The sequence below is a fragment of the Sphaerisporangium flaviroseum genome, from assembly GCF_039537005.1.
GTDB lineage: Bacteria > Actinomycetota > Actinomycetes > Streptosporangiales > Streptosporangiaceae > Sphaerisporangium > Sphaerisporangium flaviroseum.
The window spans coordinates 165973-187818 of record NZ_BAAAZR010000043.1 but is presented as its reverse complement, the minus strand read 5'-3'; the positions used below and the strand labels follow the sequence as shown (position 1 = coordinate 187818).

Genomic DNA, 21846 nt, shown 5'->3' with positions numbered 1-21846 from the left:
GCTCCGCCGAGCCTTGGGAATCAGTCACGGGGAACCACCCGGTTCGTGAGAGTGCCGATGCCTTCGATGCCCACGCTGACCTCGTCTCCGTCGTCGAGCGGGCCGACGCCTTCCGGGGTGCCGGTGAGGATCACGTCGCCGGGGATGAGGGTCATGACGTCGGTGATGTAGGAGATCAGCTTGGGGATGTCATGGATGAGCTGGGAGGTGCGCCCGCTCTGCCTGAGCTCGCCGTTCACGGTCGTCGTGATCGCCAGGTCGCCGGGGTCGAGCTGCGTCTGGATCCACGGGCCGAGCGGGCAGAAGGTGTCGAACCCCTTCGCCCGCGTCCACTGCCCGTCCTTACGCTGCAGGTCACGGGCGGTCACGTCGTTCGCGCAGGTGTATCCGAAGATGACCTCGTGGGCCCGCTCGACCGGCACCTCGCGGCACAGGCGGCCGATCACCACGGCCAGCTCGCCCTCGTAGTCGACGCGCTCGGAGAGCTTGTGGGGATACGCGATCGACTCGTTGTGCCCGATCACGGACGTGGACGGCTTGCTGAAGATCAGCGGCTCGGCCGGAGGCTCGCCGCCCATCTCACGGGCGTGCTCGGCGTAGTTCCTGCCGACGGCGATGATCTTGCTGGGCAGCATCGGGGCGACGAGGCGGACTTCCTGCAGGGGGTAGCGCTCGCCGGTGAACTGGATCTCACCGAACGGGTGCCCGGCGATCCTGGCGACGAACTCCTCACCCTGAGCGCCTTCGACCACGCCGAAAGCGACACCTTCACCTGTGGAGAACCTTGCGATACGCACCCCACAAGGCTAGTGCCGCGCACGAACCCGCAGGGACACCACCGTCGCGGAACGCCTGGCGGAGGTGGTCGATCGTAAGGTGGCGGTACCGGGTTCGCCGCCGGCCAAGGCAGGCGGGCCGACCGGTAGGAACACGCCTGACGAGGAGTGGACATGTCCGTTGTGAAGATCAACGCGCTGACGGTCCCGGCCGAGATGCGCGAGGAGCTTGAACGCCGGTTCGGTAACCGTGCCGGCATGGTCGAGTCGTCCGACGGCTTCGAGTGGTTCGAGCTGCTGAGGCCGGTCGAGGGCACTGACAGGTACCTGGTGTACACCCGCTGGCGCAGCGAGGAGGACTTCAAGCGCTGGCAGGAGAGCCAGTCCTTCCAGGCGGGCCACGCGCAGGCGGCGGCCGAGGCCGCGAGCCAGGGGCAGGGGCAGGGGCACGGCCATGGGCAGGGGCCGAGCCAGGGGCACGGGCAGGGGCAGGGGCCGGGGCATGGTCACGGTCAAGGACCGGCGGCCACGGGCTCGGAGCTGTGGTCCTTCGAGGTCGTCCAGAGCACCGGGCGGAGGAAGTCCTGAGCCCGTGACACGGCGCGCCGCCGGTGCCGCCCGCCCGGAGGCGACACCGGCAGGCGCCCCGGCCCCGGCCCGCACACGCCCTGACCCCGCGCGGGCCTATCCCGATCAGGCGCCGGCGGAGGCGCGGGTGAAGCGGGTGCCCCAGTCGCGTAGGTGGTCGATCAGCTCGGGTGGGTGGATCACCTCGAAGTCCGCGCCCACCACGCCCAGGGCCATCGTCGGCCAGTCGAGCGTGTCCGAGCTCATCCGCAGCAGGCATCGCCCTTCGTCGATCTCCTCGATCGTTCCCCATTGGCCGACGAGGCGGCGAACCCTCTCCGCGGGCGCGTGCAGCACCGCCTCGAAGGCGTACGGCGCGGCGATGTTGTCGATGCCGGCCCGTACGAAGGCCGCGGCGTCCTCGGCGGGCAGCTCGCGCGGCCGGAACCTCTCACCGGTGCTGCGCGGGTCGTCGAGGCGGTCGAGGCGGAAGCTGCGCCAGTCGTGGCGGATCAGGTCGTAGGCCACCAGATACCAGCGACGCCCGAGCGAGACCAGGCGATGGGGCTCGACATGGCGATCGCCCGGCTCGGCCCCGCGCGCCTGGTAGGAGAACCGCAACCGTTCCTCGTCGCGGCAGGCCTGGGCGACGGCGGTCAGCACCCCGGCGTCGACGGTCGGCCCGCTGCCCCACACCGTGGGAACGGTCGCCGAGCGCAGCGCCTCGATGCGCCGCCGCAGCCGGGGCGGCATGACCTGGACGACCTTGGTCAGCGCGCGGACCGAGGACTCCTCGATGCCGGCGACCGAACCCTGGGCCGCCATCCGCAGCCCGATGGCCAGCGCGACCGCCTCCTCGTCGTCGACCAGCAGCGGAGGCAGCGCGGCGCCGGCGGCGAGCTGGTAGCCGCCGTCGACCCCGCGATGGGCCTCCACCGGGTAGCCGAGCTCGCGGAGCCGGTCGACATCGCGGCGCAGGGTGCGGACCGAGACCTCCAGCCGGCCGGCCAGCTCCGCGCCCGGCCAGTAGCGGTGGGTCTGCAGCAAGGAGAGCAATCGCAGCGTCCGTGAGCTCGTGTTCGCCATGTCTTCAGGGTGCTCGTCATTCCGGTCAGGAAGTGGCCGCTATCCAGCCTAGCGTGGTCTTAACGGCCTCCAAATCAGGAGGCACTCGAATGACCGCGATACTCGAAGCCCCGCCCGCGGCCCGCGCCGGAATGCCCGCCCCGTACCGGTGGTCCGCCGATGGAGCGGCCCACCTCGTACGCCCCCGGCCGCGCACGTCGCGACCGGGGGCGCCATGGCATCTGGTTGTTAACGATGTGCTGGATGGGGCCCCTGCTACTTGACCGATTCGGTGTGATTCATGTCAGCATGATCCGCCCCACTTCGGTACGGAAGGAAATGGCGTGCCCCGCCGCTCACGAGCTCTCGGTCTTCTCCTCACCCTCCTCCTGACCGGCGGCGGGATCTCCCAGGCGGCGCCCGCCGCCGCCGGGACCCTCGGCACGCGGGCCTCCGCGAAGCCCACCTCGGAATGCCAGGGCGACTGGCTGCCGGCCACCCCGACGTCCACACAGGTCATGTCGGGCGAGGTGCAGTTCCTGGACCTCCCGCCCGTCAAGATCGGCAAGACGATCAACTGGCGCTGGAGCCCGTACAAGAACCGCTCGTGGGACATGGTCTTCGCCTCGCTGCGCTGGGTCGGCCGGCTCGTGGCCGACTACGAGACCTCCGGAGAGGACAGGTACCTCAAGCGCGCCACCGAACTGGTCAAGTCGTGGGTGGAGAGCAACCCGCGGGGCGGTTCCCGCGCGAGCGCGTACGCCTGGGCCGAGCACCCCATCGCCCTGCGCGCCCCCGTCCTTGTCTGCCTGAGCAAGCACGTCAAGGCGTCATGGCTCACCCGCAGCCTCGGGGACCACGCCAGGATGCTGTCCAACCCGGCCCTGTACGAGAAGGGGCACAACCACGGCCTGGACCAGGACATCGCGCTGCTGGGCATCGGCTGCCGTACCCGTCACAAGGAGTGGGCCGACCTCGCCCTCCGCCGCATGAGCGGATCGGCGAAGCTCGCCATCGACTCCCAGGGGGCGCTGCAGGAACAGGCCCCGCGCTACGGCATCTACGTCCACGAGCGGCTGAAGGTGGCGATGGACGCCATCGAGGACTGCGGCCGCAAGGTGCCCTCGGACATCCAGAGGCGCTGGGAGTCGCTGGAGTCCTACATCACCCACGCCACCGGGCCCAACGGCTTCATGGTCCCCATCGGGGACGGCGGCGCCGACGTCAAGCCCGCGGGATTCAAGCATCCCAAGAAGACGGTGGAGGTGTTCCGCGCCGGCTACGTCTTCGGGCGTACCGCGTGGGACAAGCCCGAGTCGGCGTTCTACTCGATCCGCTTCGGCCCCGGCCTGAAGTTCCACGGGCACGAGGACCACATGGGCGTGACCTACTACGCCCAAGGACACGACGTGCTGGTGGAGGCCGGTTTCCACTCCTACGAGCAGACACCGTACCGCTACTGGACGATCTCCCCCGAGGCGCACAACGTGCCGGTGGTCGTCGGCAGGCCGTTCCGCGGCCGCACGGCGACGTCCCTGGTCCGCTCCTCGGTCAAGGACGACCGGCAGTCGTACAAGCTGACGGACAAGGCCTACGGCGTGAGCCGCAACCGGTCGGTGCTGGTCAACCACGACGAGGACCTGATGGCGGTGCTGGACACCGTCCCGTCCGGCGCGCGGGCGCGCAGTCACTGGCACCTGGACCCGTCGCTGACCCCGGTCTCGACCAGCGGCGGCCAGATCGTGGTGAAGGACAAGTCGGGCTGGAAGGCCACGCTGGTCCAACTCGCGATGCCGTCCTGCAAGCCCGTCTCCGGCCAGTCGGTGGTGCGCGGCCGGACGAGCCCCTACCAGGGCTGGGTGTCGCCGTCGTACATGCGCAAGGTGCCCGCCTCGGTGGTGACCTCCCCCGCCACCGGCTCCCTGCTCACCATCGTGGTCCCCGGCACCGACAAGCCCGACGTCACCTGCTCGGGCACCCGCGTCACGGTCACGACCTCCACCGGTGACGCCTCCTTCCAGGCCGGCGCCTCCGGAACCCTCTCGTAAGAACCGCCCCCGAGCACTCGCTGTACGTGAAGGCCGTTCCCCGGGAAACCCAATGTGGGCAGCTCACCGTACGAATTGGGCCTCGCGGTCCCGCGCTTCGCGCAATCGCGCTCGGGCCGCGCCCTGTGGGGCAAGCCCCCACACCTCCAACGACCGGATCACGCCAGGCGGGGCAGGAGGAGGCGGGCCACGTCGAAGGCTCGGCTGATCGGGGACCAGTGCGCGCCGGGGGTCCACTGCTCGGCCGTCCACACATCCGACATGACCGCCTTGACGAAGCCCCAGGCCACGACGCGGTCCACCGGCATCGCCAGTTCCTCGGCCAACTGTTCGACCCGCGCGGGGACCAGTGCGGTGAGCGCCTCGTCGCGGTCGTCCGGATCCGGGTTGACCAGCGACGCGCCGACGTCGTAGCCGGGGTCACCGACCAGGCCGTGCGGATCGATCGCCAGCCATGGCTCGCGCGCCGCACGCAGGACGTTGTCGTGGTGCAGGTCGCCATGCAAGACGACACGTCCGGTGGCCGACGCGCACAGCTCACGCATCAGTCCAGCCGCACGCACGATGAGGTCCAGTGGCAGCGGTCCGCTCTCCCCGTGTGCGGTCGCGTAGTCGTCGAAGGCCTCGATCTGCGACAGCACATCGGGGATCGAACAGTCGGCCGGTGGCGGTACGTGCAGTCGCTTCATCACGGCGGCCAGCGCCGATGTCGCCTCGGTGTCTCGGCGGGGCACCAGCTCGCGCAGGCGCCGGCCGGGGGTGACACGCTCCAGCAGCCGGGCACCGCGGCTGAAGTCGACCCGCAGCAGCCGGACCGCCCCGTGACCGCCGAAGGCCGCCAGCGCGGGGACCTCCTCGGCGAGTGAGGTCGCGCCCGGCACGCCCAGCTTGAGCACGGCCGGCTCGCCATCTCCGCAGACGACCCGGGTGACGTAGTGGTAGGACAGTTCGTACGGTTCCGCTACCGTCAGATCCCAGTCGCGGGCCACGGTGTCCAGGATGGACGGCAGCTTCTCCAGCCATCGGGCTCCATCGTCGCCCCACACCGTTACGACGTTGCCGGCCAGCTCCCGCGGGATCATGCCGGAACGGTAACCCGTCACCGGCTCGCGCTCCAGGACCTGCCCTCGATCGACGTCATGGAGATCACTGGAACCCGCAGATCCGGATCAGGGCGGAAACGGCTACGAGCGGGCGTTCGATCGGATGATCTCGGCGGCGGGGACGCCGATGCGTTCCATCGTCTGGGTGAGGACCGGGAGGGCCGCCGGGTCGACATGGTCGACGATGTGGCGCCGGATGCCGGCCAGGTGGCTGGGGTAGGCCTCCTCAAGGCGGGCCAGACCTGCGTCGGTCAGGACGGCCTTGTATCCACGGGCGTCTTCGGCGCACTGGACACGCTCGACCAGGCCGCCGGCTTCCAGCCGGGTGACCAGGCGGGTCATCCCGCTCAGGGAGAGGTCGCACGCCAAGGCGAGCTCGCTCATCCGCAACCGTGTTCAAGCCAGGCGAGCACCACGTGCAGACCCTCAACGCCATGCTGGACCAGGTCGTGTCCTGGAGCACGGCACTGGCTCCCCTGCGCGCCGGCTAGGCGCGTCCTGGAGCACGGCACAGGCGCCCCCGCGCGCCGGCTAAGCGGCCCTGCGCACCAGCCTGGCGACCCGTGCCGGGCGGCACGGGGCACTGCCGGTCACGGCTTCGGGACCGGCTCTGGGACGCTGCCGAGCTTGTCGACCTGGTGCGACAGCCCTTCGAGGACCGCACGCAGCTGGACCTGTGTCACTTCCGTGAACGTCCGCAGGTAGGCGATACGGCGCTCCAGCTCCTCGGCTTCCGCCGTCTGGACGCCGTCCCCCGAGCGGTACACCGTGACCGCCTGGCGGGCGGCCTCCTCGGCCCGCTGCTGCGCCTCCTGCAGGATCTCCTCGTACTGGTGTCGCGCTTGGGCGACGAGCCGGCGGGCGTAGTCCTCGGCCTCGGCGATCTGGGCGTCGGCCGTCTGCTGCGCGCGGGAGAGGATGTTCACCGCGTCGACGCTCAGCCTGGCCTCGCGCCGTGTGCCGGAGTCGTCCACGTCCACTCCGTGATCGGCGTACCAGTGCTTCAGGCGGTCGATCTCCGCGCGCAGATCGGCCTTCTCCTTGTCGCCGGCCGCGACGTCCTCGGCGACGCGGTGGAGGAAGGCGTGCACCTCCTCCGAGCTGTAACCCCGGTGTCCGATCTTGGTGCGCGGGAACGCCTGGTTGCGTATGCGATCGGGGGTGAGCGGCCGGCGGTCACGTCGCGGGCCTTCCCATGTCATCTCTACCGTCATGATTCCCGGCCTCGGTCGCTGGTGAACTCGTCGAAGTGGATCTGCTCGGATGGCACGCCGGCGTCCACGAGCCGTGCGACGCTCGCCTGGACCATCGGCTCGGAACCGCACACGAAGACCTCTTCGCCACGCCAGCCGGACCGCAACGCAACGTCCACGGCGTATCCCTGATCGCCCTGGTAGAGAGGGTCGTGGGACACGGCGGGGGTCACGGTCAGCCAAGGATGGACGGCTTCCAGCTTGGACAGCGCGTCGAGGTCGTACAGCTCCCTTGATCTGCGGGCTCCTACGACAAGGTGGACCCTGCGCTGCGGTCCCTCGTAGGCCACCTGTTCCACAAGGGCCTTGAGCGGGGCGGCGCCCGTACCGCCCGCGATCAGCAGAAGATCTCCGGGCATGCGGCCGTCGAGCGTCAGCCGGTCGCCCACCGGCGCGCCGATGCGCAGCACGTCGCCGACCCTTGCGCCATGGACGAGCGTCGTACTGACCGTGCCGCCGTCCACCACCCGTACGTGCAGGTCGACGGTGTTGTCCTGGCGGGGCGCGTTGGCCATGGAGTAGTAGCGCCAGAGCCTTGACCGCATACCGAGCGAGATCGACGCCGACTGGCCCGCACGGAAGGGATAGGGGTAGTTGAGGCGGGCGCGGATCACCGCGATGCCGAGGGCACGAGGTTCGTGGGCGATGATCTCGCCCTCCCACCAGGGCGGTGTCGTCCGGGAAGCGTCGGTGGCGGCGCCGATCATGGCCTCCGAGATCACCCCGTACGCCTCCGTCCAGCTCTGCGCCAGCTCGGGCGTCCAGCGATCACCGAGGAAGTGCGCGAGCGTGGCGAGCAACGCCTCGCCCACGGCCGGGTAGTGACCGGCGACGACGGCGAACTTGCGGTGGTCCCTGCCGAGCTGCTGGAGGAAGGGGACCAGCTCATCCAGCCGATCGACGCTGCTGACGGCGTGCCCCAGCGCGCGGACCAGCCGGTCGCGTTGTCCCGCCATGGACACCGGGAACAGGTCGCGTGTCTCGGGGTGCATGAGGAACAGGGCCGAGTAGAAGAACAGGGGCACCTGATCGCCCGACAGGGCGACCGCCCGCCAGCTTTCCTTCAATGCCTGGGTGTCCACGTGACCGGTCCCTAGGCCGGGCCGGCCACGATGGCCGGCTGCGCGTGGGTCAGGCTGACGACGAGATGGTTGATGACCTCCTGGCCGACACCGTTCCGGCGCAGCAGCGTGACAAGGATCTTGACGACCTTGCCGTAGTGCTCGTCGGTGATGCCCAGCCCCTTGTGAGCTTCACCCAACTCCCGGCCCTCGTATACATATGGTCCGCCGAGGATGGCGCCCAGCAGAATGACCATGTGCCGCCTCAGCCTGGCCATGTCGACGTCGTCGAAGTACGGCTTGAGATCGGGGTCATCGAGCACGATCGTATAGAACTGCTGGACGATATCCGGAAGAACCTGTGCACCAGCGATCTGGTCGTAATACGACGGCGAAATCGCCACAAATCCTCCTATACCAGGCACATTTGACCGATCCCGTAGTGCAAGGGAAGCGCAGCTGGGCAGGCTTTCGCCGCTATGCGCAGAGCCGGCGCGGAGCCGGCCCTATGAGCACGCCCCCACCTTCCGCCGACGTCAGAGCATGGCATGCTGGAGGCTCAGGTCGCGTCCAAGATGTGGCGTACGTGTGGACCACGAGATCCGCGGCTATTTAAGCAGCAATCGCATCCCTTGTCACAGAAACATCATCCGTTTCGCATTTGCTACCGACCGTTATGCCCAGTCCAGAACTTGGCCGATCTCGGGATGTTCACCGGGCCGATATCGCGTCGGCGGCGCAGGCGGGGCGAATCCCCGCCGACGACGCCGGCCGCCCCGGCGCTGACGCCCTTCCCGTACGCGCTGGGCCGGCCACCTGCCAGGCCGAGCGGCGGCCGGTGCGGAGGCGGTGCCGCGCGGCCCCGATGGCGGTCGCCAGACGGCCCCTGCGGCCTTCTCCGCCTTCCTCGATCGCCACGGCGTCAGGCGACGAAACGGCCTCCCACCCCGTAAGGGGTGCGCATTTCGGAACTCGACGGCCTCGTCACGCCTAAGAAAGAAGGCTGCGACGCGGCCACTCCGCGAGTGATGCCCTCGCCTCTCGGCCCGCGCACTCCGGCGCAGGAAACCTCGAAAGCGCGCCGGCCGCCGGTATCGCCGCCGCCGCACAGTGAAATGTGGCGCGAGTGAATTTCAAATCGCGGTGATCTAGATGCTGAGCAGGAAGAACGGGCTGTGACAACGGTTCGTCGAAGTGGTGGCCGATCGAGGTCCGCGAGGGATTCGGTCATCCGGCCCGAGCCCGTTCACTGACCCCCGGGTTTACATTTTTACACCGTTTTCTGTATCGCAATCAAGAAGATGCCCGCACACACCTGCGCACCGCACGATAACGCCATGGACATCAAGTTCTGAAACGAGGTCACCGTGGCGTTCGGAAATACGTACCCCCTACCGGCAAATGACACGTCCACCGACGCCTGTGACTGTGACCCGTACGACGATCGGCAGCCCGATGCATGACCAGTCCTCCAGGGGCCCAGTACGGCGGCACCCCGTCGCCGTCGTCCCTGCTGGACCTGCCGGTGCGTGTCGCGCGACCTGGGGCCGCGTACGCACCGGATATGACCCCACCGTCCGGACCCGGCCGGTGTCAGCGCACGACCCCGGGAAGGAGGTGTCGATGAAGAACAAGAAGAAGAGCCTGCCCGTGCGCCGGCTGGAGTCGGTGAAGGCGAGTTCGCCGGTCGACTCGTGCGTCAAGCCCCCGGCGTAGCCGGCCAGGCGATCCACGGACTTCTCGTGGTAAGCCCGCGGAACCAGTAGGCGGGAGCCCGTATCCCGGGCTCCCGCCTACTGGCCGTCCAGGTCCTCCCCCCACCCAGAAAGGGCTCTGCCATGAGCCACTCCGCCACTGAGACGCCGGTCTCCGCCATGACCCGCTATCCACCCGACACGCCGGTCGAGGTGCGTCCCTACCTGTCGCGGCGCGACGGCGACACCGCCGTGATCGGCGACGACCAGCGCCAGGTGTACCTCTCCGTGCCGATCGAGGGCCTGGACATCCTGGAGTGGCTGGCCGCCGGTCACACCGTCGAAGAAGCCGCCCGCCGGTATGAGGAGAAGTACCACGAGACCCCGGACATCGAGCCGTTCCTCGACGCGCTGGCCGAGGAGGGGTTCGTGGTCCCCCCCACCGCCACCGTCACCGCGCCCGAGGCCGCATCGAAGCGGCCACGCCGCCGGGTGTGGAACCTGGACTGGGTGTCCCAGGAGACCGCCCAGCGTCTGCTGAGCGCGCCCGTCATGGTGGTGTGCGCGCTGATCGTCCTGACGGCCGCCGCCCTGGTGGTGTCCGACCCGTCGCTGATGCCGGGGGAATCGAGCCTGCGGTTCCACGACCACTTCTGGGCGTACCTGTGGACGGTGATGATCCTGGCTCTCGTGGGCGTCGTCCTGCATGAGCTGGCGCACGTGCTGGCCGCTCGCAGGGTGGGCGTCAGAGCGCGCATGGAGATCGGGAACCAGCTCTACATCATGGTCGCGCAGACCGACATGTCAGGGGTCTGGCTGCTCCCCCGGCGGAAGCGCTACTTCGCCCTGCTCGCGGGAGTGCTCTTCGACATCGTCTCCTCGTCACTTCTGATCATCGTGCTGTGGCTGGACCGCAGCGAGATCGTCCCCCTGCCCGAGCCGGTGCGCATCGTCCTGGCCGCCCTCATCTTCACCTACGTCATCCGGCTGATCGTGCAGTGCTACATGTTCGTACGCACGGATCTCTACTACGCCGTGGCCACGGCACTCAACTGCAAGAGCCTGATGGCCGACACCGAGGCGTACCTGCTCAACCTCGTCCGCAGGGTACGCAGGTCACGCAGGCTGATCGACCAGTCCGGCATCAAACGGCGGGAGATGTGGTCCATCCGGTTGTTCGCGGTGCTCTGGGTGGTGGGAAGGTTCGCCGCGATCGCGTCACTGGCCTTCATCACCGTCCCGCTGCTGATCTTCTATGGCGGCCAGGTGGTGGCGTTCTTCGCGGGTGGCTCGAACGAGAGCGGGTTCACCTGGCCGGACATGCTGTCACTGGCCGTGCTGTTCATCCTGTTCAACGGCGGCGGCATCGTGATGTGGGTGCGGAGCCTGCTGAGGACCCGCCGAAGGCGCAGGCTCCACCCGGATCGCGTCCTGGTCTCCTGATCTTCGTGACGGCCCGCGTCCCTGCCGGGACCTGGGCCGTCACTCCCCGCGGCCCCGGCCCCCGCCGCCGCCGGGGATCCGACGGCACCGCCGGTGGGATCAGACGGCGTGGCCCGCCCGAAGGAGGCCGTAGGTCACCGCCTGCTCCAGCGCCTGCCAGGAGGCCTCGATGATGTTCTCGTCGACGCCGATCGTGGCCCACTCGCCGGTGGAGTCGCTGGTGGTGATCAGGACGCGGGTTATGGCGCCGGTGCCGTGCGTGCCCTCCAGGATCCGGACCTTGAAGTCGATCAGCTCCACCTCGGCCAGCTCGGGATACAGCTTCTCCAGGCCGAGGCGCACAGCACGGTCGAGGGCGTTCACGGGGCCGTTGCCCTCGCCCGTGGCGACCATGCGCTCCCCCTTGGCGTGCAGCTTGACCGTCGCCTCGCTGACGACGTCCCCGCCGGGCCGGCGCTCGACGATCACGCGCCAGGACTCGACGGTGAAGTGCCGCTTGCGCTCCCCCGTGACCGTGTCGCGCAGCAGGAGCTCGAAGGACGCGTCGGCCGCCTCGAAGGTGTGCCCTCGGGACTCCAGGTCCTTGACCCGGTCGACCAGCTGCCGCGACTGGTCGGAGTCCAGGGTGTAGCCCAGCTCCTTGCCCTTGAGCTCCACCGACGCCCGGCCGGCCATGTCGGAGACGAGCATGCGCATGTCGTTGCCGACCTGTGCGGGGTCGATGTGCTGGTAGAGGTTGGGGTCGACCTTGATCGCGCTGGCGTGCAGCCCCGCCTTGTGGGCGAACGCCGAGACGCCGACGTAGGGCTGGTGGGAGTTCGGCGTGACGTTGGTGACCTCGGTGATCGCGTGGGCGATGCGGGTCATGTCGGCCAGCGACTCCCGCGGCACCAGGTCGAAGCCCCGCTTGAGCTGGAGGTTGGCGACGACGGTGAACAGGTTGGCGTTGCCGGAGCGCTCGCCGTACCCGTTGGCGCAGCCCTGCACGTGGGTGGCGCCCGCCTTCACCGCGGCCAGCGAGTTGGCGACGGCGCACCCGGTGTCGTCGTGGCAGTGGATGCCGATGCGGGCGCCGGTGCCGACCGCGTGGTGGACGACATCGGCGAGCTCGTCGGGCAGCATGCCGCCGTTGGTGTCGCAGAGGGCGATCACCGAGGCCCCGGCTTCGGCCGCGGTGCGCAGGACCTCCAGCGCGTAGGCTGGATTGGAGGCGTAGCCGTCGAAGAAGTGCTCGGCGTCGAGGAAGACCCGCTGCCCCTCCGCACGAAGGTGAGAAACCGTGTCGCGGATCATCGCGAGGTTCTCCTGGAGAGTCGTACGGAGGGCCAGCTCCACGTGCCGGTCGTGGCTCTTGGCGACAAGGGTCACGACCGGCGCGCCGGATTCGCGCAATGCGGCCACCAATGGGTCATCGGCTGCCTTCACTCCGGCTCGGCGGGTCGCGCCGAACGCGGCGAGTTGCGCGTGCTTCAGGTCGAGCTCTGTTTGAGCCCGCCGGAAGAATTCGGTGTCCTTGGGGTTGGCCCCGGGCCAGCCGCCTTCGATGAAACCGACGCCCAGGTCGTCCAGATGGCGCGCGACGGCGAGCTTGTCGGCAACGGTCAGGGAGAGCCCTTCCTGTTGCGCCCCGTCGCGCAGTGTCGTGTCGTAGACGTGGAAGCGGTCGTCGGCCATGGTTTTCTGTCTCCTTCGCGGGGTTGCTTCTCGTTCGCCACGCGCGGTTTCGCCTTCGGCCGGAACCCTGGCCCAAACAAAAAGACCCCTCACGGACGTGAGAGGTCTGCGCGCCGGCGGTGTCCTTTGTCAGCCGGCGCGCCTGCTGATAATGAGCAGACCGTAGAACATGGTGCAACGAAGTGTGCCACACATCGCCACCATGTGGCACATTGATCTCACCATGCGGACCACGGCGGCGGTGAGATCCGAAGATGGCCAGGTCCGGCCGCATGCACGGCCCACGATCGCGGGAGGGGCGAGAATGGCCTCCATGAAGGCTTTCTCGTTCCTCAACGCCGACGTCGCCGAGTACATCGTCGGACACACGACCCCGCCTGATGACATCCTCAAGGAGCTGGCCGAGGAGACACTGACCGCCACGGGCGACAGCGCGGGCATGCAGATATCCCCCGAGCAGGGCACCTTCCTGACGATGATCACCCAGATCACCGGGGCCAGGAACGTCGTCGAGATCGGCACGTTCACCGGTTACTCGTCGATCTGCATGGCCCGGGGGCTGGCCCACGACGGCAGGCTGACCTGCTTCGACGTCAGCGACGAGTGGACCGCCATCGCGCGCAAATACTGGGAGAAGGCGGGGGTCTCCCACCTCATCGAGCTCCGGCTGGGCCCGGCCGCCGAGACCCTGCGGCAGTTCCCCGTACGGCCCGAGGTGGACCTGGCGTTCATCGACGCGGACAAGGCGAGCTACCCGGCCTACTACGAGGCGATCATGTCCCGCCTGGCGCCCGGCGGCGTCATCCTCGCGGACAACACGCTTCGCCACGGCACCGTGGCCGACTACACCGACGGGGACGCCGCCACGATGCGGGAGTTCAACGACCTGGTCATCGGCGACCTCCGCGTCACCAGCACCCTGCTGCCGATCGCCGACGGCCTCACCTTCATCCGCAAGCGCTGACCGGTTCCGCCGGAGCCGTACCGAGGAGAGCCCGGCCGGCGGCCGGGCTCCTCCACCGGGTCAGCAGATCTTGTGCACCCAGTCGTGGGGGTCGGGGCGGGTGCCGTACTGGATTCCCATCAGCTCCTCGCGCAGGCGAAGCGTGAGCTCTCCTGGGCTGCCGTCGCCGATCGTCCAGCCGCCGCCGACGCCCTTGACCGAGCCCACCGGCGTGATCACCGCGGCCGTACCACAGGCGAAGACCTCCGTCAGCTCGCCCGACTCGCAGGCCGCCCGCCACTCCTCGATGGAGATCTTGCCCTCCTCGGCGGTGAGCCCGAGGTCGGCGGCGAGGGTGAGGAGCGAGTCACGGGTGACGCCGGGAAGCAGCGTCCCGGTCAGTTCGGGGGTGAGCAGGCGGTCGCCGAAGACGAAGAACAGGTTCATCCCGCCCATCTCCTCGACATAGCGGTGCTCGAACGCGTCCAGCCACACCACCTGGTCGCAGCCCTGCTCGACGGCCTGCCGCTGGGCGACGAACGCGGCGGCGTAGTTCCCCCCGCACTTGGCGAAGCCGGTGCCGCCAGGAGCGGCGCGCGTGTAGTCCTGGGACAGCCAGACCGAGACGGGCTTGACGCCACCTTCGAAGTAGGCCGCGGCGGGCGAGGCGATCACCATGTACTTGTAGGTCCTGGACGGGTAGTTGACGCCCAGGGCCGCCTGCGTCGCGATCATGAAGGGTCGCAGGTAGAGGCTGTGGCCCTCGGTGGTCGGCACCCAGTCGCGGTCGGTCTGGACGAGGAGCTCCAGCGACTCGACGAACACCTCCTCGGGCAGCTCGGGCATCGCCATGCGGCGGGCGGACCTGTTGAAGCGGGCCGCGTTGGCGAACGGCCGGAAGCTCACGATCGAGCCGCCGGCCTGCCGGTAGGCCTTGAGGCCCTCGAAGAGCTCCTGCGCGTAGTGGAAGACCGAGGTGGCCGGATCGAGCGTGAGCGGCCCGTACGGCGTGAGGCGGGCGTCGTGCCAGCCCTGCCCCTCGGTCCACTCGACCGTGATCATGTGATCGGTGAACGTCTGCCCGAATCCCGGGTCCTCCAGTACCCGCTCACGCTCGCCCGGAGTGCGAGCGGCGTCGGAGAGCTGCACGTCGAAGCGGAGCTGTTGAGCGGTGGTCATGTCGGAGATCCTTCTCTTCTCTGTAGGTCTCGCCTGCATCCATTCTGCGACGGACCAGGTAACGGGAAACTACTGCATCATCTGGACATACGGGAGTGTGTCCCCGGAGCGGCCCCCGGAACGCGAAAACGCGCACGGCGGCCCCCAGGGCCACCATGCGCGTCGGTTCGGCGTCGGGCGGCCCCTCAGCCGGCTACTCGTGCGGTGATGTCGTCGCCCACCTCGAAGGTGGCGCGGGCGACCCAGTCGACCTGGCGCTCGACGAGGTCGTCGGCCACGGCGCGCTCGACCCGGGCCGCGTCGTCGGTGAACCCGAGGTGGTCGAGGAGCATGGCCACCGACAGGATCGTGGCGGTGGGGTCGGCCTTGCCCTGCCCGGCGATGTCGGGGGCGCTGCCGTGCACGGGCTCGAACATGCTGGGCGACCAGGAGGCCGAGCCGGGGCGCGCGGGGTTGACGTTGCCGCTGGCGGCCAGGCCGATGCCGCCCGCGATGGCCGCGCCGAGGTCGGTGAGAATGTCGCCGAAGAGGTTGTCGGTGACGATCACGTCGAACCGCTGCGGCTGGCTGACGAAGAACATCGAGGCGGCGTCGACGTGGCAGTAGTCGGTCGTGACCTCGGGATACTCGGCGGAGACCCGCTCGACGACGCGCGCCCACAGGTCGCCTGCGTAGGTGAGGACGTTGGTCTTGTGGACCAGGGTCAGCTTCTTGCGCGGCCTGGACATCGCCTTGTCGAAGGCGAAGCGCACGACACGCTCGACACCGAAGGCGGTGTTGAGGCTCTCCTGGGTGGCGATCTCCTGGGCGGTGCCGCGGCGCATGACGCCACCGGCTCCGGCATACGGCCCCTCGGTGCCCTCGCGGACGACGACCATGTCGATGTCCTCGGGGCGGGCCTTGGCCAGCGGGGTCTCGACGCCGGGGAAGAGCTTGACCGGACGCAGGTTGACGTAGTGGTCGAGCTCGAAGCGGAGCTTGAGCAGCAGGTCGCGCTCGAGCACGCCGGGCGGCACACTGGGATCGCCGACCGCGCCCAGCAGGATCGCGTCGTATCCGCGCAGCTCGGCAAGGGTCTCATCGGGCAGGGTCTCGCCGGTCGCGTGATAGCGCGCGGCGCCGAGGTCGTAGGTGGTGGTGTCCACCTTCAGGCCGACCGCGTCGAGGACCTTGAGCCCTTCGGCGACCACTTCGCTGCCGATGCCGTCTCCCGGGATGACGGCCAGACGGATGTTGTGAGAATCCCGCATGGTCGTACCCTACCGGTCCGTCTCGACCAACGAACACCGCGTCTCAGCAATCGGACACGCGTGGCTCCCGCTAGCCCGGCGGGGCCTGGGCCACCGCGCGCTCGAAGACCAGGTCGCGGGCGGTCGTCAGGCCCACGGCCATCGCGCCGAGCAGCACCGCCTCCGTGCCGAGCGTGGAGGCCTTGATCATGGGCACGCGCAGCGCCACCAGGTCGCGCAGCCGGCCGGTGACGGGGCCGATCAGCAGGTCGCCCGCCTGCACGCCGATGCCCCCGCCCAGCACGACCAGCTCGGGGTCGAGCACGGCGATGACGCCGGCCAGGGCGTGGGCGATGTGGTCGGACTCGGCGGCGACGACCTGGCACGCGATCGGGTCCTGCCGGCGGGCCGCGTCGAAGACGTCCTTGGCGCTGGTCAGACCCTCCAGGCCGAGCCGGGCGGCCTGCGCCACCACGCCGTCGGCCGAGGCGACCGACTCCAGCATGCCCCGCCCTCTGTTCACCAGCGGGTCGCCCTCCCCCACCGGGAGGTAGGAGATCTCCCCTGCCGCCCCCTGGGCGCCGCGGTAGAGCTTGCCGTCGATGACCACGCCCATGCCGATGCCCGTGCCGATCCAGACCAGGGCGAAGTGGTCGACGCCCTGGCCGAGACCGTAGGCGCCCTCCCCCACGGCCGCGAGGTCGACGTCGTTCTCGACGATGTACGGCGTGTCGGGGACCACGCCGGCGAGCAGCTCGATCGCTCCCGGCCGTTCCCATCCGGGCAGGTTGGGGGCCAACTGGAGGGAGCCGGTCTCCTTGTCATGGATGCCGGGAGTGCCGAAGACCGTCAGGGTGATGTCCTCCAGGGCCGCTCCGGCCTCGTCGGCCAGCTCGCGGGTCAGCTCGCCGAGCCGGGCGACGAGCTCGGCGGGCGTCTCCCCGCCCTTGCGGCGCTCGTCCCCGCGGGCGGCGATGTCCCCCACCAGGTCGGCGAGCGCCAGCCGGACGAACTCTCTGCCGACGTCGACGGCCAGCACCCAGCCCGCCTCGGGACGGATCTCGTAGAGCAACGCGGCGCGCCCGGCGTTCCCGGTGCGCAGGCCGATCGGCCGGACGAGGCGTGCGCGTTCGAGGTCGGCCAGGGCCATGGAGATCGTCGGCTTGGACAGGCCGGTCGCCTGCGCCAGCTCGGGCCGCGAGACCTTCCCCAGCCGGAAGATCTCCCCGAAGACCGCGCGTTCGTTCATCACTCGCAGCACCGCTGTCGTGCTTGCCGTACCGGCGATACCCACCACGCCCCCAAGATTGGCACACGCTCCACCACGGCACGGTCGCGCGGCAAGTTCGTTAAAGACCTTGCCAAATTTGTACGCGCAGTTCAGCATGCTGCCAAGTACCTGTAGTGACCTCCCCGAACCCCTTGAGAGGGAAGCATGCGAGCGAAATGGTTCGCGGTTCCGTTTGCGATAGCAGTATTGGCCACCGGCTGCGGCGGCTCCACCGGCGAGGCGGCCCCCTCGGGCCAGGGGGACACCGGCGCCACGAAGGCCCCGACGATCGCCCTCTTCCTCCCCGAGTCCAAGACCACGCGGTACGAGGCCTTCGACAGGCCCCTGTTCGAAGCCAAGGTCAAGGCCCTGTGCGCCGAATGCCGGGTGCTGTACTCCAACGCCGACCAGGACGCGGCCAAGCAGCAGCAACAGGTCGAGGCCGCCCTCACCCAGGGGGCGGACGTGCTGGTGCTCGACGCGGTCGACGCGGCGGCGGTCGCCCCGCTGGTCAACCAGGCCAAGCAGAAGAAGGTCCCGGTCATCGCCTACGACCGGCTGATCTCCGGCATCGCCTACGACTACTACGTCTCGTTCAACAACGTGCGGGTCGGCGAGATGCAGGGCCAGGCGCTCTTGGACGCGCTCGAGGCCAAGGGCACGAGGGACAAGGGCCAGATCGTCATGATCAACGGTGCGACCACCGACCCGAGCTCCGCCGACTACAAGAAGGGCGCCCACAACGTCCTCGACGGCAAGGTCAAGGTCGGGCGGGAGTTCGACACCCCCGACTGGAGCCCCGACAAGGCCCAGCAGGAGATGGAACAGGCCATCACCGCGCTCGGCCGGGACAAGATCGTTGGCGTGCTCTCCGCGAACGACGGCATGGCGGGCGGCGCGATCGCCGCGATGAAGCGGGCCGGCTACGACCCGATGCTTCCCATCACCGGGCAGGACGCCGAGCTGGCGGCGGTCCAGCGCATCCTGACAGGCGAGCAGTACATGACCATCTACCTGGACATCAGGAGCGAGGCGGAGAAGTCGGCGGAGCTGGCGGTCGCGGTCGGCAGGGGCGAGAAGCCCCCTGCGGCGACCACCGTCGACAACGGGACGGCCGCCATCCCCGCCTTCCTGCTCGACCCGATCGCGGTCACGGCGGACAAGGTGAAGGACACGATCGTGAAGGACGGCTTCTACAAGGTCGCCGACATCTGCAAGGGCGAGGCGGCCTCCGCGTGCGCCAAGGCGGGCATCGGCTAGATGATCCGCGCGACAGACATCTCCAAACGGTACGGCGCGGTCCAGGCCCTCGACGGAGTCGGCCTGGACCTGCCTCCGGGTGAAGTGGTGGCCCTGGTCGGCGACAACGGGGCGGGCAAGTCCACGCTGGTCAAGGCCATCTCCGGGGTCATCTCACCCGACAGCGGGCAGATCACCATGGACGACCGGCCCGTGCGCATCGGCAATCCCCACGACGCGCAGGCCCTCGGCATCTCCACGGTCTACCAGGACCTCGCCCTGTGCGAGAACCTGGACGTGGTGGCCAACCTGTTCCTCGGATCCGAGCGGCGGCGCTGGTCGGTGCTCGGCCACATCCGCATGGAACGGGCGACCCGCGACCTGCTCACCCAGCTCGATGTGCGCATCCACGACATCAGGGTGCCGGTCGCCATGCTGTCGGGCGGCCAGCGGCAGTCGGTGGCCATCGCCCGCGCCCTGATCGGCGAGCCCCGCCTGGTCATCCTCGACGAGCCCACCGCCGCCCTCGGCGTCGAGCAGACCGCCCAGGTCCTCGACCTGATACGGCGGCTGCGCGACCGAGGGCTCGCGGTGCTGCTCATCTCCCACAACCTCGCGGATGTACGAGCCGTCAGCGACCGCGTCACCGTGCTGCGTCTCGGCCGCAACGCCGGCGAGTTCCGCACGGCCGACGCCTCGCAGGAGTCCATCGTGGCCGCCATCACCGGAGCCGCCGCATGAGCACGACGACCATGAACCCGCCACGCAGGCCGTACAGCCCCAAACAGGCGATCGAGCGGGCACGGCGGGGCGACCTCGGGGCCTGGCCCGTCGTCGGAGGGCTGGTGGCGATCGCGATCGTCTTCGGCTCCCTGAACGAGCACTTCCTGTCGCCGGAGAACCTGACCAATCTGGCCCTGCAGATGGCGGCGACCGGGACGATCTCGCTGGGCATCATCATGGTGCTGCTCCTCGGCGAGATCGACCTGTCCGCCGGCTCCGTCAGCGGCCTCTGCGCGGTCGTGATGACCATCCTCAACGTCCGCCAGGGGTGGAATCCGGTGCTCGCCATCGCGGTGGCGGTGGCGGCGGGCGCTGTGGTCGGGCTGGTGCAGGGCCTGCTGTTCACCCGGATCGGGATGCCCTCGTTCGTGGTGACGCTGGCCGGGCTGATCGGGTGGCAGGGGCTGCTGCTGTACCTGCTGGGCGAGCGCGGCACCGTCAACCTGCCCTTCGACGGGTTCGTCGCGAAGCTGAGCGACACCTGGCTCCCGCCATGGTCGGCGTGGACGCTCGCGCTGGCGCTCACCGGCGTCTACGGAGGGTCTCTGCTGCTGAGCCGGCGGCTGCGCCGCGCGGCGGACCTGCCGGTCGGCCCCGCCTACTGGGCCGCCGTACGGGCCGGCGGGCTCGCCCTCGTCCTGGCCGCCGCCGTGCTCGTCCTCCAGGCCGACCGCGGCGTGCCGCTTCTGCTGGTCATCTTCGGCACGCTGGTCGTGGTCCTCGACCTGGTCCTGCGGCACACCGCCTTCGGACGGTGGATGTACGCCGTGGGCGGCAACGCCGAGGCCGCACGGCGAGCGGGCATCAACGTCACCCGCATCCGCCTGCTCGCCTTCGTGCTCTCGGCGGCGCTGGCCGCGTTCGGCGGCATCCTGGCGGCGAGCCGCCTCGCGGCCGTCAACCAGAGCTCAGGCGGCAGCGACATCCTGCTCATGGCGATCGCGGCGGCGGTCATCGGCGGCACGTCGCTGTTCGGCGGCCGGGGACGCACGTACGCGGCCCTGCTCGGCATCCTGGTGATCCAGTCGATCACCAACGGCATGCTGCTGCTGAACGTGGACTCCTCGGTGCGGTACATGGTCACCGCGAGCGTGCTCGCCCTGGCCGTGGCGATCGACTCGCTGGCCCGCCGTGGAAGCGCCCGGTGAGCCAGGAGTTCGTGCTGGGCATCGACTTCGGCGGCACCAAGGTGGCCCTCGCCATCGCCTCGTGGGACAGCGTCGACCGGCCGCTGCGTAAGACCCGGCTGCCGACCCTGGGCGGCGAGGGCGCCCAGCAGGTGCTGCGGAGGTCGCTGGCCGCCGCCCGCGAGCTGGCGGAGTGGCCGGGAACGCTCCAGGCGGTGGGGGTCTCCACGTTCGGCGTCGTCAGGGGGGAGACGGTCCTGCTCGCGCCGACGGTGCCCGGCTGGGAGGGCCTGGAGCTGCCCCGGCTGCTCCGCGAGGAGTTCGGCGACACTCCGGTCGCGATCGACAACGACGTGAACGCGGCGGCCACCGCCGAACTGCGCTGGGGCGCGCTCCGCGGTGTCCGTACGGGGCTCTACCTGAACCTCGGCACGGGGCTCGCCGCGGCGCTCGTGGTCAACGGGATGGTGGTGCAAGGAGCGCACGGCGCCGCGGGCGAGATCGGTTACCTGCTCAGCGGGCCCGGCGACCCGGCCTTCGCCGACGGCCACGCGCCGCTGGAGGAGGTGGTGTCCGGGCACGCTCTGGCGCAGCGCGGATCGGCCCTCCTGGGGCGGCCGGTGAACGCCGCCTCGCTCTTCGAGGCCGACGGCGACCCGGCCGTACGTGCCCTGCTGGACGGCGCGGTGGAGGCCCTCGCCATGGCCATCGCCAACGTGTGCGTGGTCCTGGACACGGAGCGCGTGGTGATCGGCGGCGGGCTCATGGGGGCGTCACGCCGGATCGTGCCCCGGCTGACGGCGGAGATCCGGCGAGCGGTTCCTTTCCCGCCCGAGGTCACCGCGGCCAGGTTCGTGGACGACGCCCCCCTCTACGGCGCCCTCGCCCTCACCCTGACCGCGAGGGAGTGATCACCCCGCGGTCAGGGTGATCGTGGTGCTAGCGGACCGGCACGCCGCCGTTGTCGCGGCGGTCCAGTGCGGTCTGCACGGGGTCGGGTGTCTCGTCCTCGTGGCGCGGCTCGTCCGGACGGTTCCAGGGATACATGTCGTACATGTCGAAGTCTCGCTCGCTAGGAAGCGTGCGCTCGGCGCACGCGATGGGGAACGGGTTAGTCGGGCTCCGGTCACCAATGCGGACCGGCGCTCCTGTCCTGATCCGGATCGCGGATCGGGACGGGTCTCACAGCCGACGAACGCCACACACCGCGGCGGGTCGCCGGCCTGCCCTGATCAGGCCCCGCCGCGGCAGGTAATGAGTACGAGAACCTGGCGCGTCATCACCGTTCACGTTACCTGCCGGTACACGTCCTGTCTCGTAGGACGACCTAGTATCTCGACATATGAGACGACGAAGGCCCCTCGCCCGATGGGCGAGGGGCCTTGGTTCCGT

Annotated in this window: 19 protein-coding genes; 8 read left to right on the top strand and 11 right to left on the bottom strand. The window is 69.6% G+C overall.

What is annotated here, in order from left to right:
* Nucleotides 1-20 precede the first annotated feature (20 nt).
* A complete protein-coding gene (locus tag ABD810_RS35665; protein WP_344951362.1) occupies nt 21-797 on the bottom strand; it encodes a fumarylacetoacetate hydrolase family protein in 777 nt (258 codons plus the stop codon).
* A 153-nt stretch (nt 798-950) separates the two neighbouring features.
* On the opposite strand from ABD810_RS35665, the gene ABD810_RS35660 reads away from it, so the two are divergent.
* Nucleotides 951-1364: an antibiotic biosynthesis monooxygenase family protein gene (locus ABD810_RS35660; RefSeq protein WP_344951359.1), complete on the top strand. Its 414-nt coding sequence runs from the start codon at nt 951-953 to the stop codon at nt 1362-1364.
* A gap of 105 nt (nt 1365-1469) precedes the next feature.
* Here the strand turns inward: ABD810_RS35660 and ABD810_RS35655 are convergent, their stop codons facing one another.
* Nucleotides 1470-2429 (bottom strand): helix-turn-helix transcriptional regulator, encoded by a 960-nt coding sequence (locus ABD810_RS35655; RefSeq protein ID WP_344951356.1) that lies wholly within the window; start codon nt 2427-2429, stop codon nt 1470-1472.
* Between the two features lie 323 nt (nt 2430-2752).
* Between ABD810_RS35655 and ABD810_RS35650 the strand changes: the two genes are divergently transcribed.
* Nucleotides 2753-4456 carry a heparinase II/III domain-containing protein gene (locus tag ABD810_RS35650; protein ID WP_344951353.1) on the top strand — a complete coding sequence of 568 codons (1704 nt, stop codon included), beginning with the start codon at nt 2753-2755 and terminating at the stop codon, nt 4454-4456.
* Nucleotides 4457-4614: 158 nt separating this feature from the next.
* On the opposite strand, the gene ABD810_RS35645 is transcribed toward ABD810_RS35650, so the two are convergent.
* From ABD810_RS35645 to ABD810_RS35625, 5 genes are all read right to left on the bottom strand, one after another.
* The gene (locus ABD810_RS35645; RefSeq protein WP_344951350.1) at nt 4615-5559 is read right to left on the bottom strand and encodes an aminoglycoside phosphotransferase family protein; all 945 of its coding nucleotides are present in this window, start codon (nt 5557-5559) and stop codon (nt 4615-4617) included.
* Between the two features lie 81 nt (nt 5560-5640).
* Nucleotides 5641-5943 carry a MarR family winged helix-turn-helix transcriptional regulator gene (locus ABD810_RS35640; protein ID WP_344951347.1) on the bottom strand — a complete coding sequence of 101 codons (303 nt, stop codon included), beginning with the start codon at nt 5941-5943 and terminating at the stop codon, nt 5641-5643.
* Between the two features lie 206 nt (nt 5944-6149).
* Nucleotides 6150-6773, bottom strand: coding sequence for a DivIVA domain-containing protein (locus ABD810_RS35635; protein WP_344951345.1), 624 nt, complete (start codon nt 6771-6773; stop codon nt 6150-6152).
* Complete coding sequence (locus ABD810_RS35630; protein ID WP_344951342.1) at nt 6770-7894, bottom strand: globin domain-containing protein; 1125 nt, start codon at nt 7892-7894, stop codon at nt 6770-6772. Before ABD810_RS35630 ends, ABD810_RS35635 begins: the two co-directional genes overlap by 4 nt.
* Before the next feature lie 11 nt (nt 7895-7905).
* Nucleotides 7906-8277 (bottom strand): group I truncated hemoglobin, encoded by a 372-nt coding sequence (locus tag ABD810_RS35625; RefSeq protein WP_344951339.1) that lies wholly within the window; start codon nt 8275-8277, stop codon nt 7906-7908.
* Between the two features lie 1434 nt (nt 8278-9711).
* On the opposite strand from ABD810_RS35625, the gene ABD810_RS35620 reads away from it, so the two are divergent.
* Complete coding sequence (locus ABD810_RS35620) at nt 9712-11010, top strand: zinc metalloprotease (protein ID WP_344951336.1); 1299 nt, start codon at nt 9712-9714, stop codon at nt 11008-11010.
* 99 nt (nt 11011-11109) lie between these two features.
* On the opposite strand, the gene cimA is transcribed toward ABD810_RS35620, so the two are convergent.
* Nucleotides 11110-12684, bottom strand: a complete 1575-nt coding sequence (cimA, locus tag ABD810_RS35615) for a citramalate synthase (RefSeq protein WP_344951333.1) — start codon at nt 12682-12684, stop codon at nt 11110-11112.
* A gap of 313 nt (nt 12685-12997) precedes the next feature.
* Between cimA and ABD810_RS35610 the strand changes: the two genes are divergently transcribed.
* Nucleotides 12998-13648, top strand: a complete 651-nt coding sequence (locus ABD810_RS35610) for an O-methyltransferase (protein ID WP_344951330.1) — start codon at nt 12998-13000, stop codon at nt 13646-13648.
* 60 nt (nt 13649-13708) lie between these two features.
* Here the strand turns inward: ABD810_RS35610 and ABD810_RS35605 are convergent, their stop codons facing one another.
* The 3 genes from ABD810_RS35605 to ABD810_RS35595 all read right to left on the bottom strand — a co-directional run bounded on the left by ABD810_RS35605 (nt 13709) and on the right by ABD810_RS35595 (nt 17074).
* Nucleotides 13709-14806, bottom strand: a complete 1098-nt coding sequence (locus ABD810_RS35605; protein ID WP_344951327.1) for a branched-chain amino acid aminotransferase — start codon at nt 14804-14806, stop codon at nt 13709-13711.
* Between the two features lie 185 nt (nt 14807-14991).
* Nucleotides 14992-16056 carry a 3-isopropylmalate dehydrogenase gene (locus tag ABD810_RS35600; RefSeq protein WP_344951324.1) on the bottom strand — a complete coding sequence of 355 codons (1065 nt, stop codon included), beginning with the start codon at nt 16054-16056 and terminating at the stop codon, nt 14992-14994.
* Between the two features lie 70 nt (nt 16057-16126).
* Complete coding sequence (locus tag ABD810_RS35595) at nt 16127-17074, bottom strand: ROK family protein (RefSeq protein WP_425567016.1); 948 nt, start codon at nt 17072-17074, stop codon at nt 16127-16129.
* Nucleotides 17075-17470: 396 nt separating this feature from the next.
* On the opposite strand from ABD810_RS35595, the gene ABD810_RS35590 reads away from it, so the two are divergent.
* The 4 genes from ABD810_RS35590 to ABD810_RS35575 are packed head-to-tail and all read left to right on the top strand — an operon-like array spanning nt 17471 to nt 21365.
* Nucleotides 17471-18565 (top strand): sugar ABC transporter substrate-binding protein, encoded by a 1095-nt coding sequence (locus ABD810_RS35590; protein ID WP_344951320.1) that lies wholly within the window; start codon nt 17471-17473, stop codon nt 18563-18565.
* Nucleotides 18566-19285 (top strand): ATP-binding cassette domain-containing protein, encoded by a 720-nt coding sequence (locus ABD810_RS35585; protein WP_344951317.1) that lies wholly within the window; start codon nt 18566-18568, stop codon nt 19283-19285.
* On the top strand, nt 19282-20475 hold the full coding sequence (locus tag ABD810_RS35580) for a sugar ABC transporter permease (protein ID WP_344951315.1): 1194 nt from the start codon (nt 19282-19284) through the stop codon (nt 20473-20475). The genes ABD810_RS35585 and ABD810_RS35580 overlap by 4 nt, the downstream gene beginning before the upstream one ends.
* Entirely contained in the window at nt 20472-21365 is an 894-nt protein-coding gene (locus tag ABD810_RS35575; protein WP_344951312.1) for an ROK family protein, read from the top strand. Before ABD810_RS35580 ends, ABD810_RS35575 begins: the two co-directional genes overlap by 4 nt.
* Nucleotides 21366-21846 lie beyond the last annotated feature (481 nt).